The sequence below is a fragment of the Snodgrassella sp. B3837 genome (genome assembly GCF_026535955.1).
Taxonomy (GTDB): domain Bacteria; phylum Pseudomonadota; class Gammaproteobacteria; order Burkholderiales; family Neisseriaceae; genus Snodgrassella; species Snodgrassella alvi_E.
On sequence record NZ_JAFNPI010000015.1, the window covers coordinates 149346 to 168697 of the forward strand.

Here is a 19352-nt window from a genome sequence, read left to right on the forward strand (position 1 = left end):
GTGTGGATTTCAGCAAAGTATTCTGTTTGTTTTTCGCTGCGACCTGTCCGCAGTAGATTATCTGTAAAGGAGTAGCCTTGTGTCGCATATGTATCCTTATCCTTTGATTGCAAAGGAAGGCTGGCCGTTTATTATCGGCAGTCTCGTGCTGAGCATATTAACAGTTGTCTGGTGCGGCTGGTGGTCGCTGCCATTATGGGTAATCACAGTATTTGTGGTGCAGTTTTTTCGAGATCCGGCACGTGATATTCCTGCAGATCCTGAAGATGTGCTGAGTCCGGCGGATGGACGTATTGTTGTGGTAGAAAAAACCTCTGATCCGTATCGAGAAGTGAATGCGCTGAAAATCAGTGTGTTTATGAATGTATTTAATGTCCACTCCAATCGCAGTCCGATTGATGGCAAGGTAGAACGGGTTGATTATTTCAAAGGTAGTTTTCTGAATGCGGCAGTGGATAAAGCCAGTGTGCAGAATGAGCGTAATGCGGTACTGGCGGTCACAAAGACAGGCCGGCCGGTAACTTTTGTGCAGGTGGCTGGGCTGGTAGCACGGCGTATTCTGTGTTATGTGCATGCCCATGATTTATTGCACCGTGGCGACCGTTATGGTTTTATCCGCTTTGGTTCGCGTGTGGATGTGTATCTGCCCGAAGATGCTACACCGCTGGTGGCCATCGGGGATAAGGTTCGTGCCAGCAGTACAGTATTGGCTAAGTTGCCGTTAGCGGCACCTGAGGAAGGTTCGGATGTAGCAGAAAGACAGGGTGCTGAACAAAATACGGGAGAGCAGGCTGATATGGTGAAAGATGCGACCACTAAGGCTGCTGCGGCAGCACAGCATGTTTTGTCTCAGGAATGATGTTATTAATGGTTATACAGGCTGTCTGTTCTTTATGAGTTCAGGCAGCCTGTTGTTGTACAAACGCTAGTCTATGAAAGAATTATCTAAAGCCAGTTTATCTGCTCGACTAGAACCTGAACGAGTGCTGCTGGTGGGTGTGTTGCTGGACAAAGATTTTCCGGTTACGGCTGAGCGCCGAACCAGTCTCTTTGAAGCAGCGCTAGATGAGGCGCAGGAGTTAGTACGAGCTACCGGAGCAGAAGTGGTGGGTTTGGTGCCATGCAAACGCCAGCAGGCAAATGCTGCATTGTTTGTAGGTAAAGGCAAGGCAGAAGAACTGGCTCAGCAGGTATTTGAGACGGAAGCTAATCTGGTTGTCTTTAATCATGCTCTGACACCGACACAGGAGCGTAATCTGGAAAGATTGCTGCAATGTCGGGTGTTAGATCGCGTTGGTCTGATTCTGGCTATTTTTGCTCGACGGGCACAAAGTCAAGAAGGGCGCCTGCAGGTTGAGCTGGCGCAGCTGGTGCATTTATCCAGCAGGCTGGTGCGTGGTTACGGACATTTGCAGAGTCAGCGTGGTGGTATAGGGCTGCGCGGGCCGGGGGAAACTCGTCTGGAAACAGACCGACGCCTGATAAGGCAGAAAATCACGCGCTTGCGTCATGAGTTGCAGCGAGTTCGACAGCAACGGGCTACGCAGCGTAAAAGTCGGAATCAAGGAAAATTACCGCTTTTTGCGTTGGTCGGTTATACAAATGTGGGCAAGTCCAGCTTATTTAACCGTTTAACTAAAGCGCAAGTGGTGGCTGAGGATCAGTTATTTGCGACGCTGGATAATACGGTGCGTCGCTTGTATCTGAATGAGCAGATCAGTGTGCTTTTATCGGATACTGTTGGTTTTGTTCGCGATTTGCCGCATGGTCTGGTGGCTGCATTTGCGGCAACGCTTGAGGAAACAGCTCTGGCTGATGTGCTGCTGCATGTGGTGGATGTGACGCATCCTGAGTTCGAACGCCAAATAGATGATGTAAATACTGTATTGACGGAAATTGATGCAGCAAACATACCACAATTGATTATTTATAATAAAATTGACAGACTGGCTGCAGAGCAGCGGCCGAAGGGAATAGTACGCGACATTCGCGGGCGCCCTCAGGCTGTATATATTTCGGTACAGGATGGTAGCGGATTAGTTGATTTGCGTATGGCTATGATAGAACTGGCCAGTCTGAAGCATACACCACATCATGAACAGGACGGGTTAATGAAGCCTGTCGAGGATATAACTAAATATGACACAACAAGCTGAAGTAATGAAATCTAACCGTCCAAATCGGCCGTACCGACGCCGCCTGCGTGATAATAGCATTTATCTATTGCCTAATGCGTTTACTTTAGCTGCACTGTTTGCCGCTTTTTACGCGATTACTCAGTCTATGCATGGGCATTATGAAATTGCGGCGATTGCTGTTTTTATTTCCATGCTGCTGGACGGTATGGATGGACGGGTAGCGCGTCTCACCAATAGCCAGAGTGCATTTGGCGAACAACTAGACAGTCTGGCCGATATGGTGAGTTTTGGTGTGGCTCCAGCACTTATTGCTTATAAATGGCAATTATTCCATTTTGGTAAAATTGGCTATTCGGTAGCATTTATCTATTGTGCCTGCGCTGCTTTGCGTTTGGCTTTATTTAATACATTAATAGGTAAAGTCAGCAAGAAGTGGTTTATCGGAATCCCTAGTCCGACGGCTGCTGCACTAGTAATTGGCCTGATTTGGGTAAGTCATACTTTTCAAGGACTGCCTCATTTGGACTGGTTATGTCTGATTATTACTTTGTTTGGCGGTTTATCCATGGTGGTGCAGATTCCTTTTTGGTCGTTTAAAGAAATTAATGCCTATCGTAAGGTACCCTTTTTTGTAATGATTCTGGCGGTGATTGCATTGCTGGTAGTGACGTGGGAACCATCAGTAGTGCTGTTTGCCTTTTTCTTGCTTTATAGTTTGTCTGGTTATGTGATGTTTATCTGGCGCTTACTGACGAAACGCAAGATTCAGCCTGAATCGTGATAAAAAATAATTTACTAAGGGAACAACAATAAGCTGGTTTATTCGAAATAAAGGAGGATAGCTATGGCTGTTAATCTGGCCGTGCCAAATGATAGGCAGGTTCTAGCCATTGATGGTGTACAGGTCTTTGTGGGACAAGCGGGTGTTAAAAAGCCCGATCATGATGATTTAACCCTGATAGTACTGAATGGCGTCAACAGCATCGGCGCTGTTTTCACTCAAAACCGTTTCTGTGCCGCACCGGTACAAATTGCTAAGCAGCATCTGGCTACGGATACAGGTGTGCGTGCGCTGGTGATTAATACGGGTAATGCCAATGCAGGCACTGGCCGGCAGGGTTTGGCCGATGCTGAATTTATCTGTGAAAAAGTGGCTCAACAAATTGGCTGTGCAGCAGCACAAGTGCTGCCGTTTTCAACTGGCGTGATTTTAGAACCATTACCGGTAGACAGGATCGTGGCGGCACTACCTAAAGTGAAAGTTGTACACTGGCCGCAGGCAGCAGCGGCGATTATGACCACCGATACCGTTCCCAAAATGGCCAGCCGTACAGTCTCTATAGATGGACATAAAGTACATTTCACTGGTATTGCCAAAGGTTCGGGCATGATTCATCCGAACATGGCTACAATGCTGGGATTTGTGTTTACCGATGCTGATATCGCTCAGCCATTGTTGCAGCAGATGGTGGCTGAAGTAGCAAATACTTCTTTTAATGCCATAACGGTAGATGGAGATACTTCTACCAATGATAGTTTTGTGGTGGTAGCTACCGGAAAAACTGAACTTGGTCGGATCGACTCTGAAGCCAGCAAGGATTATGCTGCAATTAAAACGGTACTGGCTGATGTAGCACTGGAGCTGGCGCAGGCTATCGTACGTGATGGTGAGGGTGCATCCAAATTTATTACTATTGATGTGCGTAATGCGTTGACGGAGGCTGAAGCCCGTCAGGTGGGTTATGCAGTAGCCCGTTCACCGCTGGTAAAAACAGCCTTTTACGCCAGTGATCCTAATCTTGGTCGTATCTTGTGTGCCATTGGTTATGCCGGTATTACTGACCTTGATGTTAGCGCTATTAAAGTGTATTTAGGTGATGTATTGGTAGCCGAAAAAGGTGGGCGCGCCTCAAGCTACACTGAAGAAGCCGGACAACAAGTTATGGCACAGGACGAAATAACAGTAACAATTGATTTGGCTCGTGGTGAAGCTCAAGCGAAGATTTATACTTGTGATTTATCTAAAGAGTATGTGGCCATTAATGCGGATTACCGCAGTTAAATATAATGTATGTAATATTCTAGCCATCAAGCCGATATAACATCAGCTTGATGGCTGTTTATTTATTTTTGTACGGCAGTAATTTTGATTTCTACTTTCCATTGCGGATTGGCCAGTGCGGCCTGCACACAGGCTCGTGCCGGTGTGTGGCCAGGGACCACCCATTTATCCCACGCTTGATTCATACCTGCATAATCCTGTAAATCATTCAAGTAAATCACGGCTTCACATATATGTTGTTTGTCGCTGCCACAGGCGGCAAGGATACTGTCAATCTGTGCCAGTACGTTGGCAGTCTGGGCGGTGATGTCTGCTTCTTCATTCGTGGGTACTTGTCCGGCCAGAAATATCAGACCATTGGCAATGGTGGCTTCAGCAAGGCGGTCACCGCTCTGGTAAAATTTGATACTCATATACAGGTTCCTGATGAAGGTAAATAAATGATGTTAGCACAGTTATTTTGGTCTGAAAGGATGCGGTGTACGGATGAGTAAAAGTAAATTTCCAGTCACGCCTGCAATTCGTTTTCTGCGCGACCATCAGATACCATATGAACCAATGGAGTATGCTTACGTTGAGCATGGAGGGACAGCACAATCTGCTTTGGCGCTTAATGTGGACGAGCATGCAGTAATTAAAACCATTGTTCTGCAAAATGAGCAGAAACAGGGACTGATTGTACTGATGCATGGTGACCGGCATATTTCTACACGTCAGCTGGCACGAGAGCTCGGCATGAAACATATCGAACCGGCCAGTCCCCAGCAGGCCAGTAAATGGACTGGATATCTGGTAGGTGGTACCAGTCCGTTTGGTAATAAGGCGGGTTTACCGATATATGTTGAAGAGAGTATCTATGCTTTGCCACTGATTTATATAAATGGCGGCAAACGCGGATTTCTTGTAAAAATACAGCCACAGTATTTGGCTTGTCTGCAACCACAATCGGTGCACGTGGCTACAGAAACAGAATAAATATTAATTAGTATACGGGCCAAACCGAACAATGGTCTGGCCTGTGCGTTCCACAACAAGAGAACATTTATTTCAGTTGCCCACGCTGATAAGAATCATTAAAAGGTTTGAAGTTGTGGTCGTGAAGTTTCTGAGCAGCATCAGCTAACCAGTTTGTATTGCGGAGCAATACCCGTCCCTCCATAATCAGGTCGGCCTGTTTGGTTTGCAATATATATTCTGCTAAATCCGGACTATCCAGTAAGCCCACTGTTGCCACTGGGATTCCAACTACTTGCTTCATAGCGGTAGCAAACGGTGTTTGATAGCCGCCGTGTAAAGGTAAATCAGGAGCGTAATCCATTACGCCACCGGTAGATACATCAATTACATCAATGCCGTCACGTTCTAACCACTGGCCTATTTGCTGCCAGTCGGCAATTGTGTTTTGCTGACCACTTTGGTCGTAGTCTGATAAAGACAGACGTACCCATAGTGAACCAGAAAAATGCGCACGGATATCGGTAACAATTTCATGCAATAAACGATATCGATTGGCTAAAGAACCACCATAGTCATCGCTTCGATGATTACTCAATGGCGATAGAAATTCACTGATTAGATAGCCATGTGCGGCATGAATTTCAATTACATCTACGCCTGCTTGCTGTGCTCGCCTAGCTGCTGCAATAAAATCAGTACGGATTTGTTTGATTTCGTCCTGAGTAATTGCCTTTGGAATTTTGGAGCTAGAATTAAAGGCAATGGGACTGGGTGCAAGTGGCTGGAGTGCGTCTTCGGCTTTGCGTCCGGCATGAGCCAGCTGTACACCAACTTTACTGCCCAGATAATGCAACGAATCCACCAAATGAGTGAATTTTTCAGTCTGCTTATCATCCCACAAACCTAAATCATGTTTGGTGATACGTCCTTCAGGCTGTACAGCAGTGGCCTCAATCATAATCAGGCCTACATTAGCAATGGCTCGTGCCCCATAATGAGCAAAATGAAACGGCGTGACAATGCCATCTTCTTTTTTAACTTCATACATGCACATTGGTGCCATAACAACGCGGTTTTTCAGTGACAATTGTCCAATGGTAATAGGGGATAACAATACTGACATCATGTTTTCCTTTTTTTAAGTTCCTACATGAGCGTGATTTTCTGGAACTGTTTGTCTGTAGCCATATTTAGATAAGGTTAAAATCCAGTTTATAAATAGTTATAAAAATCACAGCTTATTAATTAATGTAGCTTTTTTATCGGAGTTATAATTTAAATTATTGATATAATTCGAAAATTTTTTCCTAATACAGTATCTTTCCAATTCGTGCTGGCTAAGAATGCTTAAATTATTTATTGCTATAATTTATGGCACAAATCGCCATATTTAAAACCGAGCCAGTCAACATCAATATTTTTTCCAAAAGCAATCACTTTAAATAATTCGCCCATTTCCCGTGTATCAAGAAGGGTATGACAGGCCGCTGCTGCCTTTATATACGCTGTTTCATCCGGCAGGCCTGTTTGAGCTAAAAGTTCGGTAATACCTAGATTCAGCAGAAAAGTTGCCTGAGTGGTATAGCCAATTAAATCGAGCTTATTTTCTACCCCGGCATCGGCTATGCGGGTGAAATTAACATGCGCGGTTAGATCGGTTAGGCCGGGGTAATAAAAAGGATCATGGATGGTGTGATGGCGATAATGGCCGATTAAAGTGCCCTGCCGTCGCTGCGGATGGTAATACTGCGCTGCATCGAAACCATAATCTATCCAAATCATGGCGCCACGGTGCAGTTTCTGCGCCAGTGTGGTCACAAAAGCATGTTGTTGCGGATGCAGTTCAGACTGATACATTTCGCTAGTGACAGGAAAAGTTTCCATTACCTGTTGCTTTATCTGCTGATTTTTGGCGGGCTGAGGAGACCAGCACAAACGGTTATCCTGCCAGCTCACGCCCATTTCTTCTATTTGATTTCCCACACACTGATATATCGGTACCGGCATGGCATCTAATACCTCATTACCGAGCAAAATGCCGTCAAACTGTGCCGGTAAACAGCTTAAATGAACAACTTTATCGGCCAAATCAGGGATATGGGTCCGAATATATGTGCGCTGACGCTCGGCCAGCTCGGCGGATAGTTCAATGATGTAGTAATGCTTAAGTTGTCCACTATCTAATGCAGTCAATACAGAAGTAGCTAGCTGGCCAGTACCAGCTCCAAATTCGTAAATATTGCCAGCTGTTTGTGGCAATAGTGCATTTAATTGCTGTGCTAGTGTATGACCAAAAAGCGGAGTCAGTATGGGAGCAGTAATAAAATCGCCATCTTGTCCAAATTTCTGTGCACCGCCGGTGTAATAACCATAAGCCGGTGTGTACAGTGCCATCTGCATGTAATCAGCAAAAGACAGCCAACCACCCTGCTGGTTTATTTTTTGCTGAATTAGAGAAGTGAGTGTTGCAGAGCTAGCTGCAGCAACTTTATCCGGGATAGGTAAATTATCCATAGGTTATATGGTGAATATGTAAACAGAAGAGCATTATAAACGCTCCCTTCAGCCTGTGCTGTCTTGCATCAATATGCTTAAACGGCACAATAGTTAGGGTTTAGAAGAATAGTTAATTAATGTATTGAATTAGATGATTTTTTCAATAAATAGTCGTTTTTCTGAGTGGCTAAAATTTGACTTGATTGCATTGACCATGCAAGCAAAATTGACTTATAGTGTGAATAAGTGTGTAAAGGTGTGGCAAAGTGGGGGATAATCCCGAATCACTCAACTGGAGCTAATAATGTTTGGCGGCGCGTATGAATTAAGTATAGACAGCAAAGGGCGACTGGCAATACCAGCTAAGTTTCGCGACTTGCTGGCGCGTCATTTCACTCCAGTACTGGTGGCTACGCTTGAAAAGCGCACACATTTATTACTTTATCCTGAATCATCATGGCGAAGTGTAGAGGCGCAGCTTTTGCAGTTACCGGTGGCGGGTAACAGGGTATTGCAGGCTTATCAGAATTTGCTCTTGCATAATGCAGATACTATGGAGCTGGATAGTGCAGGCAGAGTATTGTTGCCGGCGCATCTGCGTCGGTTGGTGAATTTTGAGCGTGAAGTATATGTAGTAGGTCGTGCTAATCGCATCGAAGTATGGGGTAGGGCACTGTGGGAAGAACAAAATAATGCCGCATTGGATATGGATGAAGACATGCTGGCAGCAGAGCTGGGCAAGACCCAGCTGCAATTATGAATAAATCAATGAGTAATGGCGGCCACATAACAGTGCTGCTGAATGAAGCAGTTGCTGCTTTACATGTGAAACCTAACGGTGTCTATGTTGACGGAACTTTTGGCCGTGGCGGCCATTCGCGTCAAATACTGTCACAGCTGGGAAATGATGGCAGGCTGGTGGTGTTTGACAAGGATCCACAGGCAATAGCTGTGGCGAGGCAGCTGGCACAACAGGATAATCGGGTACAGGTAGTACATGAAGGCTTTTCAGCGTTAAACAGCTCACTGAAGCAGTTGGGTATCGACAAGATTAACGGAGCGCTGTTTGATTTGGGAATTTCATCCCCGCAAATTGATGAAGCAGAGAGAGGTTTTAGTTTTCGCTTCGATGCACCTTTGGATATGCGCATGGATACCACACGCGGGCAATCGGCTGCAGAATGGCTGGAGGTGGCTGGGGAGCAGGCAATACACGAGGTAATTAAAAATTATGGTGAAGAACGGTTTAGTCGCCAGATTGCACGGGCAATTGTGGCACAGAGAGAAGAGAAGCCAATTACCACAACCGGCCAGCTGGCGCGTCTCGTCGCACAAGTCGTCCGTACTCGTGAGCGCGCACAGGATCCGGCCACACGTACCTTCCAGGCCATTCGCATCTTTATTAACCGTGAACTGGAAGAAATAAGCGGGGTGCTGCCACAGGCAATGGAAAGCCTGAATACTGGCGGCCGGCTGGCAGTGATTTCATTCCATTCACTTGAAGATAGAATTGTAAAACATTTTATGCAACAAAATAGTCGGCCAGCGCCTCTGCCACGCTGGGCTGTGCTTAAGGAAGCGGAGCGTGAACAGCCTCCGCTACGTCTGATTGGTAAAGCGCAGAAGCCTGCTGCTGCTGAAATTGCAGCTAATCCACGCGCCCGTTCGGCAGTATTGCGTGTAGCAGAACGTAGTTGATGGAAAAGATTTATGGTTGATTGGCTATGAATAAAATCAACATTATTTTGCTGGTATTAGTACTGGCTTCAGCTTTTGCTGTTGTAACAGTACAAGATCGTTCGCGCCAGTTTTTTATAGCGTTGGATAAGGCTCAAAAAGGGGAGAGTCTTTTAAATGAAGATTTCAGCCGACTGAAATTGGCACAGGCGCGGCTATCCAATCATCAGCTGATTCAGGACGCTTCAGCACGCCAGAATCTGCATTCACCATCATTGGCCGAGACACGGATGCTGGCTGCTCCGCGGCCTGTTAAATGATGAAATAAAAGGTCACAGATTAATGGAAACGCTGCTAACCGGCAGCACTATCCAGCAGTGGAACAAACTACTATGTTAATTAAAAACGATTATAAGCCACGCATGCTGACCCGCGAAGTGCAGCAGGTAAAACCTGTGACCACGAACGGAAGAATAGTATTGGTGCTGGGTGCTCTGGCTGTGGCCTTCGCCATGCTAATCGGACGCGGTGTGTATTTACAGACTGAAAAACACGAATTTTTAAAAGAACAAGGCGACCAGAGATTTGTGCGTACTCTGCCATTGGTGGCCACACGCGGCACAATTACTGACCGTAATGGCGCAGCACTGGCTATCAGTGCGCCGGCTGATTCTTTGTATGCAGTGCCTTCAGCCATGGAGCAGATGCCGACCGATGCGCAACTACAGCAATTGTCAGCTTTGATAGATGTGCCATTGGCAACGATCAAAAGCCGTCTCAGCCGTAATAAAGACTTTATCTATCTGAAACGTCAGCTGCCACCAGAAGTTGCCGAAAAAGTTGCTGCGCTTAATATAAAAGGCCTGGCATTTCAACATGAAAGTAAGCGTCATTATCCTATGGGGCCGATTTTTTCCCATATTATTGGTTTCACTAATATTGACGGCAAAGGACAGGAAGGCTTGGAGCTGTCCCGCGAAAGTGTTCTGCACGGTGTAGACGGTGCTAAAGTGGTATTACGCGATAACAAAGGCAACATAGTTGACAGTCTGGATTCACCACGTAACCAGCCGCCCAGAAATGGTACCAATATGGTACTGTCCGTTGATCAGCGTATTCAGTCTATTGCTTATGAGTCTTTAAATAAAGCAATGCAATTCCATCAAGCTTCAGCGGGTTCGGTAGTGGTACTGGATGGTAAAACAGGGGAAATTCTTGCACTGGTAAATTCACCGGGATATGACCCTAATAATCCTGGAGCCACAGAGAGTGATGCCCGCCGGAACCGTGCGGTAACCGATATGATTGAGCCGGGCAGTGCGATGAAACCGTTTACCATTGCTAAAGGGCTGGACAGCGGTAAAATCAGACCTAGCAGCGGTTTCAATACTCTACCGTATAAAATTGGTCCGGCCACAGTGCGGGATACACATAATTACCCTTACCTAGATGTCCGCGGCATTATTCAGAAGTCGTCTAATGTAGGTACAAGTAAAATTTCTGCTATGTTTACGCCGGAAGAAATGTACAACATGTATACTTCTATCGGTTTTGGCCATCGCATGCATTCTGGTTTTCCCGGTGAAACACCAGGGGTCGTGCGCGACTGGCATAGCTGGCGCCCTATTGAGCAGGCAACCATGTCTTTTGGATACGGCATTCAGATGAGTTTGCTCCAGTTGGCACGTGCATACACCATATTTACTAATGATGGTGTGCTATTGCCGGTAAGTTTTCTGAAACTGGACAAAGCACCGCAGGGTGAGCGCATCATCCAGCCGAAAACGGCACAGGAAGTACGGCATATGATGATTGCCGTTACCCAACCAGGTGGTACCGGCCTGCAAGGTGCGATTGATGGCTATGATGTTGCAGCTAAAACTGGTACTGCACGTATGCTTGTTGATGGTCATTACTCAGATTCCAAGCACATGGCTACATTCATTGGTTTTGCACCGGCAGACAATCCGCGAGTAATTGTAGCAGTGAATATCCAGAATCCTACTGCCAATGGCTATTATGGTGGTCCGGTTTCCGGTCCGGTATTCCATGATGTGATGGTCGGCACATTGAATGTGCTTGGTGTTTCACCTACAAGACCAGTTAAGACAAGTGTGCATACTGAAAAACATTAATCTTCAGACAATCTGTGTCATCACAGATTGTCTTCTGTTTATAACTGATAAAAATATTTGAAACGGCAGTATTATGTTTTCCCTGAAAAAGCCTTTGCCTGAGTATCATTTAGCGGCTGAAACACACGCTATAGTTGCAGGTAGAAACTTGCGTGCGGACAGTCGACAGGTTCAGCCAGGCGATGTGTTTGTGGCCTGTCAGGGAGAGTATTCCGATGGTCGCGATTTTATTCAGTCTGCTATCGATAATGGGGCAGAATTTGTTTTCTGGGACGATGATGGCCATTTTCAGTGGCAGGAAAGCTGGAAAGTAAAAAATGAGCCGGTAGCAAATTTACACCAGCGTGCCGGTCTGGTAGCAGCTGCCTGCTATGATAATGCGGGCAGCAAACTAGCTATCTGGGGGGTGACCGGTACCAATGGTAAAACCTCGGTATCACAATGGCTGGCGCAGGCATCAGATATTCTGGGTAAGAAATGCGCCATTATGGGTACGGTAGGCAATGGGTATTGGCAGCAGCTACATGATACTGTCAATACCACCATGGACGCGGTAACCAATCAGACTTGGTTGCGCCGCTTTGTTCAAGAAAATGCCGCTGCAGTGGCCATGGAAGTATCCAGTCATGGCTTGGATCAAGATCGTGTAGTGGGTGTGCCTTTTACCAGCGCTGTCTTTACTAATCTAACCCGTGATCATCTTGATTATCATCATAGCATGCAGAATTACGGTGCTTGTAAAACTTCACTTTTCTACTGGCAGGGCCTAAAACACGCCATTATTAATATTGATGATGAATTCGGCTTTCAGTTATGGCAGCAACTGCATCGTGATTGTTCGCAGCTAACTGTACTGTCTTATGGTTTTCATGCACAAGCAGATATTCACATCTCTCACTTTCAGGCCTCAGCTAATGGTATGCAAGTACAATTATGCACCCCATGGGGAGAAGGTATTGTGCATACCCATTTACTCGGGCGTTTCAATGCACAGAATCTGGCAGCATGTGTCGGAGTATTGTGTGCCAACGGTTTTACTTTTGCAGATGTACTGGCGGTCTGGCCGCATATTCGGCCAGCTACCGGACGCATGGATTGCTTGATGGGCGATAAACAGCCATTAGTAGTGGTGGATTATGCACATACGCCAGATGCGTTGGAAAAGGCGTTGGCTACCTTACAAGAAATTAAACCGGCAGGTTCACATTTATGGTGTGTATTCGGCTGTGGCGGCGACCGTGACGCAGGTAAAAGACCACTAATGGGCGCGGCTGCAGCAGCAGGAGCAGATTATGTGGTGGTAACCAGTGATAATCCGCGTACTGAGAATCCAGAGGCGATTATCAATGATATTTTACCGGCAGTGGCTGAACCGGCTTTGGTGGAAATCGACCGCTGCAAGGCAATTGATTATGCAGTAAAGCATGCTGCCATAGGCGATATTGTACTGATTGCTGGTAAGGGGCATGAAACCTATCAGGATATCGGTGGCCACAAGCATCATTTTTCTGATTTTGAAGTAGCGCAGGCAGCCTTACAGCAACGTGGCTGCTGAAATGCATATATAGAAATAACATGTCGAATTTAGATCTAAATTTTATTTATCAGACTTTTGGACAGGTATTACCAAGCCATAACCAGCCGGTAAATAGGGTGATTATCGATAGCCGCCTGATTCAGCAGGGTGATGTGTTTGTGGCTATTCAGGGAGAACATTTTGATGGCCATGATTTTATTGATGAAGTGCTGGCAAAAGGAGCAGCGTTGTGCATTGTCAGCTGCTCTGACTGGAAGACTAATGCACGTTGTTTAGTGGTTGCCGATACACAACAGGCTTTAGGCCAGCTGGCTCATGCATGGCGTATGGTTGTTAATCCGCAATTGCAGGTTTTCGGTGTGACTGGTTCGGCTGGCAAAACTACTGTAAAGGAAATGCTGGCTACTATTCTGCGTTGCCACGCGGGTAAAGATGCGATTTTGGCAACTGCTGGTAATTTTAATAACCACATAGGGTTGCCATTAACATTGCTGCAATTAAAACCGCAGCATCGCTACGCCGTAATTGAGATGGGCATGAATCATGCTGGCGAACTGAGTTATTTAACTGGTTTGGCGCGTCCAGATTTTGCTCTGGTTAATAATGCTTTGCGTGCTCACATTGGCTGCGGTTTTGCAGATGTGGCCGATATTGCATGTGCTAAAAGTGAAATCTACCAAGGTTTAAATGCTGATGGAATTGGCTTTGTCCCAACTGATGACGGACAGTCTGAGGTTTATATCAAAGCTTTGCATGGTAAAAAATGTGTCCGCTTTGGTACAAAGCTGGGTGATGTGCATGCTGAAAATATTGTTTTGCAGCCATTAGGCATTGCTTTTGACCTGCACAGCCTGCAAGGTGAGACTCATATAAATATACCCGTGCCCGGATTGCATATGGTACACAATGCGGTAGCAGCCTGCGCGATGGCGCTGGCAGCTGGTTTACCTTTGTCAGCTTTGCATGGACTGAATGCATTTCAAAACGCCAAAGGCCGCTTGCAGCAGAAGCACAGTTTGAATGGTGCGCTGGTTATTGATGACACTTATAATGCCAATCCTGATGCATTCAAGGCTGCGATTGATGTACTGGCGGCTTTTCCGGCACCACGGGTCATTGTTATGGGTGCCATCGGTGAGCTTGGCAATAATGCTCCTGCTTTGCATGCTGAAGTTGGTGCCTACATGCGTGAACGAGGTATTGAGGCTGCGTTTTTTATCGGTGATAACAGCCAATATGCTGCCGAAGCTTATGGCGCTAAAGAAGCGTTTTATCAGGACAGAAACCGGCTTATTGAGGATTTACGCGCCTGGGATCAGCAAACGGCGACTATTCTGGTGAAAGGTTCACGTTTTATGCACATGGAAGATGTGGTTGCGGCTTTAACGCAAGAATAAAATGCGGTAACCATTGATTGCCGGTTTGATTGTTTGATGCTTTCGTTACCGGTTTAGGTTGTCGGAACAATTATTTCCGTCAGCAGTGATTATTTGATTAACCGTCATGGCCTGAGCTGTGGCAAGGAAAAACAACCATGCTTTTGTGGTTAGCTGAACTTTTTCATTATTGGATAAGTGGTTTTCATTTATTTCAATACACTACTTTCCGTGCTGTAATGGCTGCGCTTACGTCTATGGGACTAAGTCTTGCATTTGGGCCATGGATGATCCGCAAATTAACTCAACTCAAGGTCGGACAGGCCGTTCGAGATGATGGACCCAAAACCCATCTAATTAAAAGCGGTACTCCCACAATGGGCGGAACGCTGATTTTATTGGCAATTACGGTTACAACATTATTATGGGCCAATCTGGCTAATCCTTATATTTGGGTGCTGTTGCTAGTAATGCTCAGTACCGGAGCGCTGGGCTTTTATGATGACTGGAAAAAGGTCGTTTACAAAGACCCGCATGGTGTATCGGCCAAATTCAAGATGATATGGCAATCTACCGTAGCGCTAATTGCTGGAGTGGTGCTGTTTTATGCTGCGCATTTAAGTTCAACAACTACGTTTATTGTGCCGTTTTTCAAGGAAATTGCTTATCCTTTAGGTGGTATAGGCTTTGTGGTGCTGACTTACTTTGTGATTGTTGGCACATCCAATGCGGTTAATTTGACGGATGGTTTGGATGGGTTGGCGGCTTTTCCAGTAGTGCTGGTGGCTGCGGGCTTGTCTATTTTTGCCTATGTGAGTGGACATGCAGAATTTGCACATTATTTGCAGTTGCCTCATGTGCCCGGCGCCAATGAAGTCATGATATTTGGTGCAGCCATTTGTGGTTCGTGTCTGGGTTTCCTATGGTTTAATGCTTATCCAGCACAGGTATTTATGGGAGATGTCGGTGCATTGGCTCTGGGTGCCGCCTTGGGTACGATAGCGGTGATAGTGCGTCAGGAAATTGTGCTGGTGATTATGGGCGGCTTATTTGTTGTAGAAGCTTTGTCAGTGATGCTACAGGTAGGTTCATATAAATTACGGCGTAAACGTATTTTTCTGATGGCACCGATTCACCATCATTTTGAGCAGAAAGGCTGGAAAGAGACGCAGGTAGTAGTACGTTTCTGGATTATCACCATGATTTTGGTGCTGGTGGGACTTTCTTCTCTGAAAATACGATAATGGCCTTAAAATATTAGTTTCAGGCCTTGAATGTGTAACTGAAAAATAAATGTAGGACTAAGCCATGACTGACTGGCGTAATAAAAAAGTTTTGGTTGCAGGGTTGGGACGTACCGGTGTTTCAATGCTGGCATTTTTGACTCAAGCTGGCGCTAACGTGTCCGCATATGATATGCAGCCGGATGAGGCAACACGTCAGTCAGTTCTCAATCATTATCAGGTTGACATTCATACAGGTGAATTGGCGGCAGTGTTGAATCAGCATCATTTTGATGTGCTGGCATTAAGCCCAGGTATAAGCCAACGTGATACAGCAATTGTTGCTTTTAAACGTGCCGGTGGGCAAGTAGTTGGCGATGTAGCTATTTTAGCTGAACTACTGGCTGGTAGCGGTAGCAAAGTAATTGCAATTACCGGATCAAATGGCAAAACCACCACTACCAGTCTGGTAGGATTTTTATGTGAAAAGTGTGGTCTGGATACCGTCGTTGCAGGCAATATAGGCACACCGGTTCTTGAAGCTTATCTAGCACGCGACGGCAAAACCGCCGATGTGTGGGTGCTGGAACTTTCCAGTTTTCAGCTGGAAACCACTCCATGTCTCAATGCCACTGTGGCTACAGTGCTGAATGTGTCTGAAGATCATTTGAATCGCTATGATGATTTACTTGATTATGCACACAGTAAAGACCGGATTTTTCGTGGTCACGCCATGCAGGTATTGAATGCTGATGACACATTCTGTTGTGCCATGCTGCGCCACGAACATAATGTGAAATGGTTTTCTTTACAAAAAAATACCGACTACTGGCTGAATCAAGGTGTGCTCTCTGCTGGTAATGAAGCTCTACTATCCTTTGATGCATTACCTCTGCAAGGTAAACATAACGCTGCCAATGTGCTGGCTGCGTTTGCTTTATGTGAGGCCATAGGTTTATCGCGAGCTCAACTGCTGCACAATGTTGGTGCTTTCAAGGGTTTGCCGCATCGGGTTGAAAAAGTAGCTGAAGTCAATGGTGTCACATTTATTGATGATTCAAAGGGAACCAATGTCGGTGCAACTTGTGCAGCATTGTTTGGGCTGGATAAACCAATCGTGTTGATAGCGGGTGGACAAGGGAAGGGACAGGATTTTTCGCCGTTGCAAACAGCTTTACGTGATAAGGCTCGGGCAGTGTTGCTTATTGGAGTAGATGCACATCAGCTAGGATCTGTTCTGGACGGAGAAAATTATCCGGTTGAATACTGTGATGATTTACCGCAGGCTACTCAGCGTGCCTTTGCACTGGCTAAAGCGGGTGATATTGTGCTACTGAGTCCAGCTTGTGCCAGTTATGATATGTTTAAAGGATATGCCCACCGAAGTGAAGTATTTATTGCCAGTGTGCGACAGCTGCAGGGTAGCCAAGCATGATTACCGAATCACGTTTACTCGACCGTAAATTATTACGCCGCGGCGATACATTCGACCAGTCACTGCTATGGATGGTAGTGCTGATGGCCAGTTTTAGCCTGATTATGGTGTATTCGGCTTCTATTGCTTATGCAAGACATGATGGCGGCAGTACTTATTTTTATCTAGTACGTCAGGCAGTTTTTCTGCTGTGCGGTGGGCTGCTTGGTTGTATTGCCGCGCGTATTCCTCTACGTACATGGAAAAAACTTACACCACTAGTATTACTGCTCAGTATTCTGTTGTTGATACTGGTACTGGTGATGGGGCGTGAAATTAACGGTGCCCGCCGCTGGATTAATGTAGGTATGGTCAATATTCAGCCTACCGAAGTGTTCAAGCTGGCTATTATTCTGTATCTGTCTAGTTTCTTTACCCGTCGAGCAGAAATATTAAAAGAATTCAAAAAGGTTTGGTTTGCTGGTATTCCTGTCGGTCTTGGTCTTGGGCTGATTATGCTGGAACCGGATTTTGGATCATTTGTTGTAGTATCCGTTATTGCTGTCGGCCTGCTGTTTCTGGCTGGTTTACCTTTTCGTTGGTTTATGGCGGTTGTTGGTTTTGGTTTGCTGGCCATGATTTTGCTGGTGCTGTTTGAACCTTACCGTATGGCGCGCGTGGCCGGTTTTCTTGACCCGTGGGCTGATCCGCTTGGTAAAGGCTATCAGTTGACCCATTCATTAATGGCCATCGGTCGTGGTGGCTGGTTTGGCGTCGGGCTTGGAGCCAGTTTGGAAAAACGTTTTTATTTACCAGAAGCTCATACCGATTTTATTCTCGCGGTAATTGGAGAAGAATTCGGTTTTGTTGGTATTCTGGTACTAATGTTTTGTTATATTTGGTTGGTGATCAGAGCTTTTTCAATTGGCAAGCAGGCACGTGATCTAGAGCTGTTTTATGGTTCATTTGTTGCCAAAGGTATTGGTATTTGGTTAGGTATCCAGAGCTTTTTTAATATTGGTGTCAATATTGGACTTCTACCAACTAAAGGCTTAACTTTACCTTTGCTTTCCTATGGCGGTTCTGCGGTGATGATTATTCTTATTTGCGTGGGCTTGCTATTACGAGTTGATTATGAAAACCGACGGGTCATGCGTGGTTTTAAAGTTTAATTTATCCTCAAACATAATGAGTAAAGCGGATATTCAATGAATGCAAAAACCTTTATGGTCATGGCGGGCGGTACAGGCGGGCATATATTTCCTGCACTTGCTGTTGCACAGGAGTTGCAGGCGCAGGGACACCGTATTGTCTGGCTAGGTAGTGAAGGTGCAATGGAAACGCGTCTGGTACCACAATACAACATTCCGTTGGAAACTCTCTCTATTAAAGGCATTCGCGGTAACGGAATTAAGAGAAAATTACTGTTGCCGTTTACTTTAGTAAAAACCATTGCTGCCGCACGGAGAATTATCCGTAGGTACAATGTTGATGCGGTTATCGGTTTTGGGGGATTTGTCTCTTTTCCCGGCGGCATCGCTGCCAGATTATGTGGCTTGCCGTTGATTGTACATGAGCAAAATGCTATTGCCGGTTTATCTAATAAAGTGCTGTCTCATTTTGCTAGTCAGGTAATGTATGCATTCCCGCAGGTTTTTACCAACCAAAACGGGCTGGTGGGTAATCCTGTTCGAGCAGATATTGCATCATTAACCCCACCAGCACAACGCTTTGCTGGTAGGCAGGGCGTGCTGAATATTTTGGTGGTGGGCGGTAGTCTGGGAGCCGATATATTAAATAAAGTTGTCCCACAGGCTATGGCTTTATTGCCGGAATCGCAGCGTCCGAATCTGCTGCATCAGTCTGGTCGCAATAAATTGGCACAGTTACAGCATCAATATGCTGAGTGTGGTGTTAAAGCAGAATGTGTGGAATTTATCACCGATATGGTTTCTGCATACCGTGAAGCTGATCTAGTGATATGCCGTGCTGGTGCACTGACTATAGCTGAACTAACCGCTGCTGGCTTAGGCGCGATTTTGGTGCCTTATCCGCATGCTGTTGACGACCATCAGACTGCTAATGCACAGTATATGGTTAAGGATGGCGCGGCCGTGCTAATGCCTCAAACTAGCCTAAATGCTCAGTCCCTGCAAACAGTACTGGCTGATTTATCACGCGAACAATGTTTGCAGATGGCAGAGAAAGCTCGGGCATTGGCTCAGCCGGATAGTGCGGCTAAGGTCGCAGCGGCGGCAGTGGCTAGTGTGCTTTGAACAATGATTAAAGAATGGCCGGAAGATGTTGTATAGCCTGAGCCGGCCGGAAAAGTAAATA

18 protein-coding genes are annotated in these 19352 nt (G+C 45.9%); 15 read left to right on the forward strand and 3 right to left on the reverse strand.

Annotation, left to right across the window (positions count from 1 at the left end; translation table 11 throughout):
- Window positions 1-88: 88 nt before the first annotated feature.
- From J3U67_RS05820 to argJ, 4 genes are all read left to right on the forward strand, one after another.
- Window positions 89-859: a phosphatidylserine decarboxylase gene (locus J3U67_RS05820; protein WP_416384679.1), complete on the forward strand. Its 771-nt coding sequence runs from the start codon at window positions 89-91 to the stop codon at window positions 857-859.
- 73 nt (window positions 860-932) lie between these two features.
- Complete coding sequence (gene hflX / locus J3U67_RS05825) at window positions 933-2156, forward strand: GTPase HflX (protein WP_267404232.1); 1224 nt, start codon at window positions 933-935, stop codon at window positions 2154-2156.
- A gap of 4 nt (window positions 2157-2160) precedes the next feature.
- Entirely contained in the window at window positions 2161-2919 is a 759-nt protein-coding gene (gene pssA / locus J3U67_RS05830; RefSeq protein WP_100140537.1) for a CDP-diacylglycerol--serine O-phosphatidyltransferase, read from the forward strand.
- Between the two features lie 63 nt (window positions 2920-2982).
- A complete protein-coding gene (gene argJ, locus J3U67_RS05835) occupies window positions 2983-4200 on the forward strand; it encodes a bifunctional glutamate N-acetyltransferase/amino-acid acetyltransferase ArgJ (protein ID WP_267404233.1) in 1218 nt (405 codons plus the stop codon).
- Window positions 4201-4262: 62 nt separating this feature from the next.
- Here argJ and J3U67_RS05840 read toward each other — a convergent pair whose 3' ends face one another.
- Window positions 4263-4613, reverse strand: coding sequence for a RidA family protein (locus J3U67_RS05840; RefSeq protein WP_267404234.1), 351 nt, complete (start codon window positions 4611-4613; stop codon window positions 4263-4265).
- A gap of 73 nt (window positions 4614-4686) precedes the next feature.
- Between J3U67_RS05840 and ybaK the strand changes: the two genes are divergently transcribed.
- Window positions 4687-5175 carry a Cys-tRNA(Pro) deacylase gene (gene ybaK / locus J3U67_RS05845; protein ID WP_267404235.1) on the forward strand — a complete coding sequence of 163 codons (489 nt, stop codon included), beginning with the start codon at window positions 4687-4689 and terminating at the stop codon, window positions 5173-5175.
- A gap of 67 nt (window positions 5176-5242) precedes the next feature.
- On the opposite strand, the gene J3U67_RS05850 is transcribed toward ybaK, so the two are convergent.
- Both J3U67_RS05850 and J3U67_RS05855 read right to left on the reverse strand, forming a co-directional pair.
- Window positions 5243-6283 (reverse strand): oxidoreductase, encoded by a 1041-nt coding sequence (locus J3U67_RS05850; protein WP_267404236.1) that lies wholly within the window; start codon window positions 6281-6283, stop codon window positions 5243-5245.
- Between the two features lie 236 nt (window positions 6284-6519).
- Complete coding sequence (locus J3U67_RS05855) at window positions 6520-7671, reverse strand: class I SAM-dependent methyltransferase (RefSeq protein ID WP_267404237.1); 1152 nt, start codon at window positions 7669-7671, stop codon at window positions 6520-6522.
- A gap of 286 nt (window positions 7672-7957) precedes the next feature.
- Between J3U67_RS05855 and mraZ the strand changes: the two genes are divergently transcribed.
- The 10 genes from mraZ (at window position 7958) to murG (ending at window position 19291) form a co-directional block, all read left to right on the forward strand.
- Entirely contained in the window at window positions 7958-8413 is a 456-nt protein-coding gene (mraZ, locus tag J3U67_RS05860) for a division/cell wall cluster transcriptional repressor MraZ (protein WP_037404983.1), read from the forward strand.
- Entirely contained in the window at window positions 8410-9351 is a 942-nt protein-coding gene (gene rsmH / locus J3U67_RS05865) for a 16S rRNA (cytosine(1402)-N(4))-methyltransferase RsmH (protein WP_267404239.1), read from the forward strand. Before mraZ ends, rsmH begins: the two co-directional genes overlap by 4 nt.
- Before the next feature lie 26 nt (window positions 9352-9377).
- On the forward strand, window positions 9378-9650 hold the full coding sequence (gene ftsL, locus J3U67_RS05870; protein WP_100140393.1) for a cell division protein FtsL: 273 nt from the start codon (window positions 9378-9380) through the stop codon (window positions 9648-9650).
- 72 nt (window positions 9651-9722) lie between these two features.
- Entirely contained in the window at window positions 9723-11465 is a 1743-nt protein-coding gene (locus J3U67_RS05875; RefSeq protein WP_267390631.1) for a peptidoglycan D,D-transpeptidase FtsI family protein, read from the forward strand.
- A 73-nt stretch (window positions 11466-11538) separates the two neighbouring features.
- Window positions 11539-13020, forward strand: a complete 1482-nt coding sequence (locus tag J3U67_RS05880) for a UDP-N-acetylmuramoyl-L-alanyl-D-glutamate--2,6-diaminopimelate ligase (RefSeq protein ID WP_267404241.1) — start codon at window positions 11539-11541, stop codon at window positions 13018-13020.
- 20 nt (window positions 13021-13040) lie between these two features.
- Window positions 13041-14399, forward strand: coding sequence for a UDP-N-acetylmuramoyl-tripeptide--D-alanyl-D-alanine ligase (locus J3U67_RS05885; protein ID WP_267404243.1), 1359 nt, complete (start codon window positions 13041-13043; stop codon window positions 14397-14399).
- Between the two features lie 137 nt (window positions 14400-14536).
- Window positions 14537-15622 carry a phospho-N-acetylmuramoyl-pentapeptide-transferase gene (gene mraY / locus J3U67_RS05890; RefSeq protein ID WP_100140389.1) on the forward strand — a complete coding sequence of 362 codons (1086 nt, stop codon included), beginning with the start codon at window positions 14537-14539 and terminating at the stop codon, window positions 15620-15622.
- A 64-nt stretch (window positions 15623-15686) separates the two neighbouring features.
- Window positions 15687-17036 carry a UDP-N-acetylmuramoyl-L-alanine--D-glutamate ligase gene (murD, locus tag J3U67_RS05895; protein WP_267404245.1) on the forward strand — a complete coding sequence of 450 codons (1350 nt, stop codon included), beginning with the start codon at window positions 15687-15689 and terminating at the stop codon, window positions 17034-17036.
- Complete coding sequence (gene ftsW, locus J3U67_RS05900) at window positions 17033-18187, forward strand: putative lipid II flippase FtsW (protein ID WP_100140387.1); 1155 nt, start codon at window positions 17033-17035, stop codon at window positions 18185-18187. Before murD ends, ftsW begins: the two co-directional genes overlap by 4 nt.
- Window positions 18188-18223: 36 nt before the next feature.
- The gene (gene murG, locus J3U67_RS05905; RefSeq protein WP_267404247.1) at window positions 18224-19291 is read left to right on the forward strand and encodes an undecaprenyldiphospho-muramoylpentapeptide beta-N-acetylglucosaminyltransferase; all 1068 of its coding nucleotides are present in this window, start codon (window positions 18224-18226) and stop codon (window positions 19289-19291) included.
- The last annotated feature ends 61 nt before the right edge of the window (window positions 19292-19352 follow it).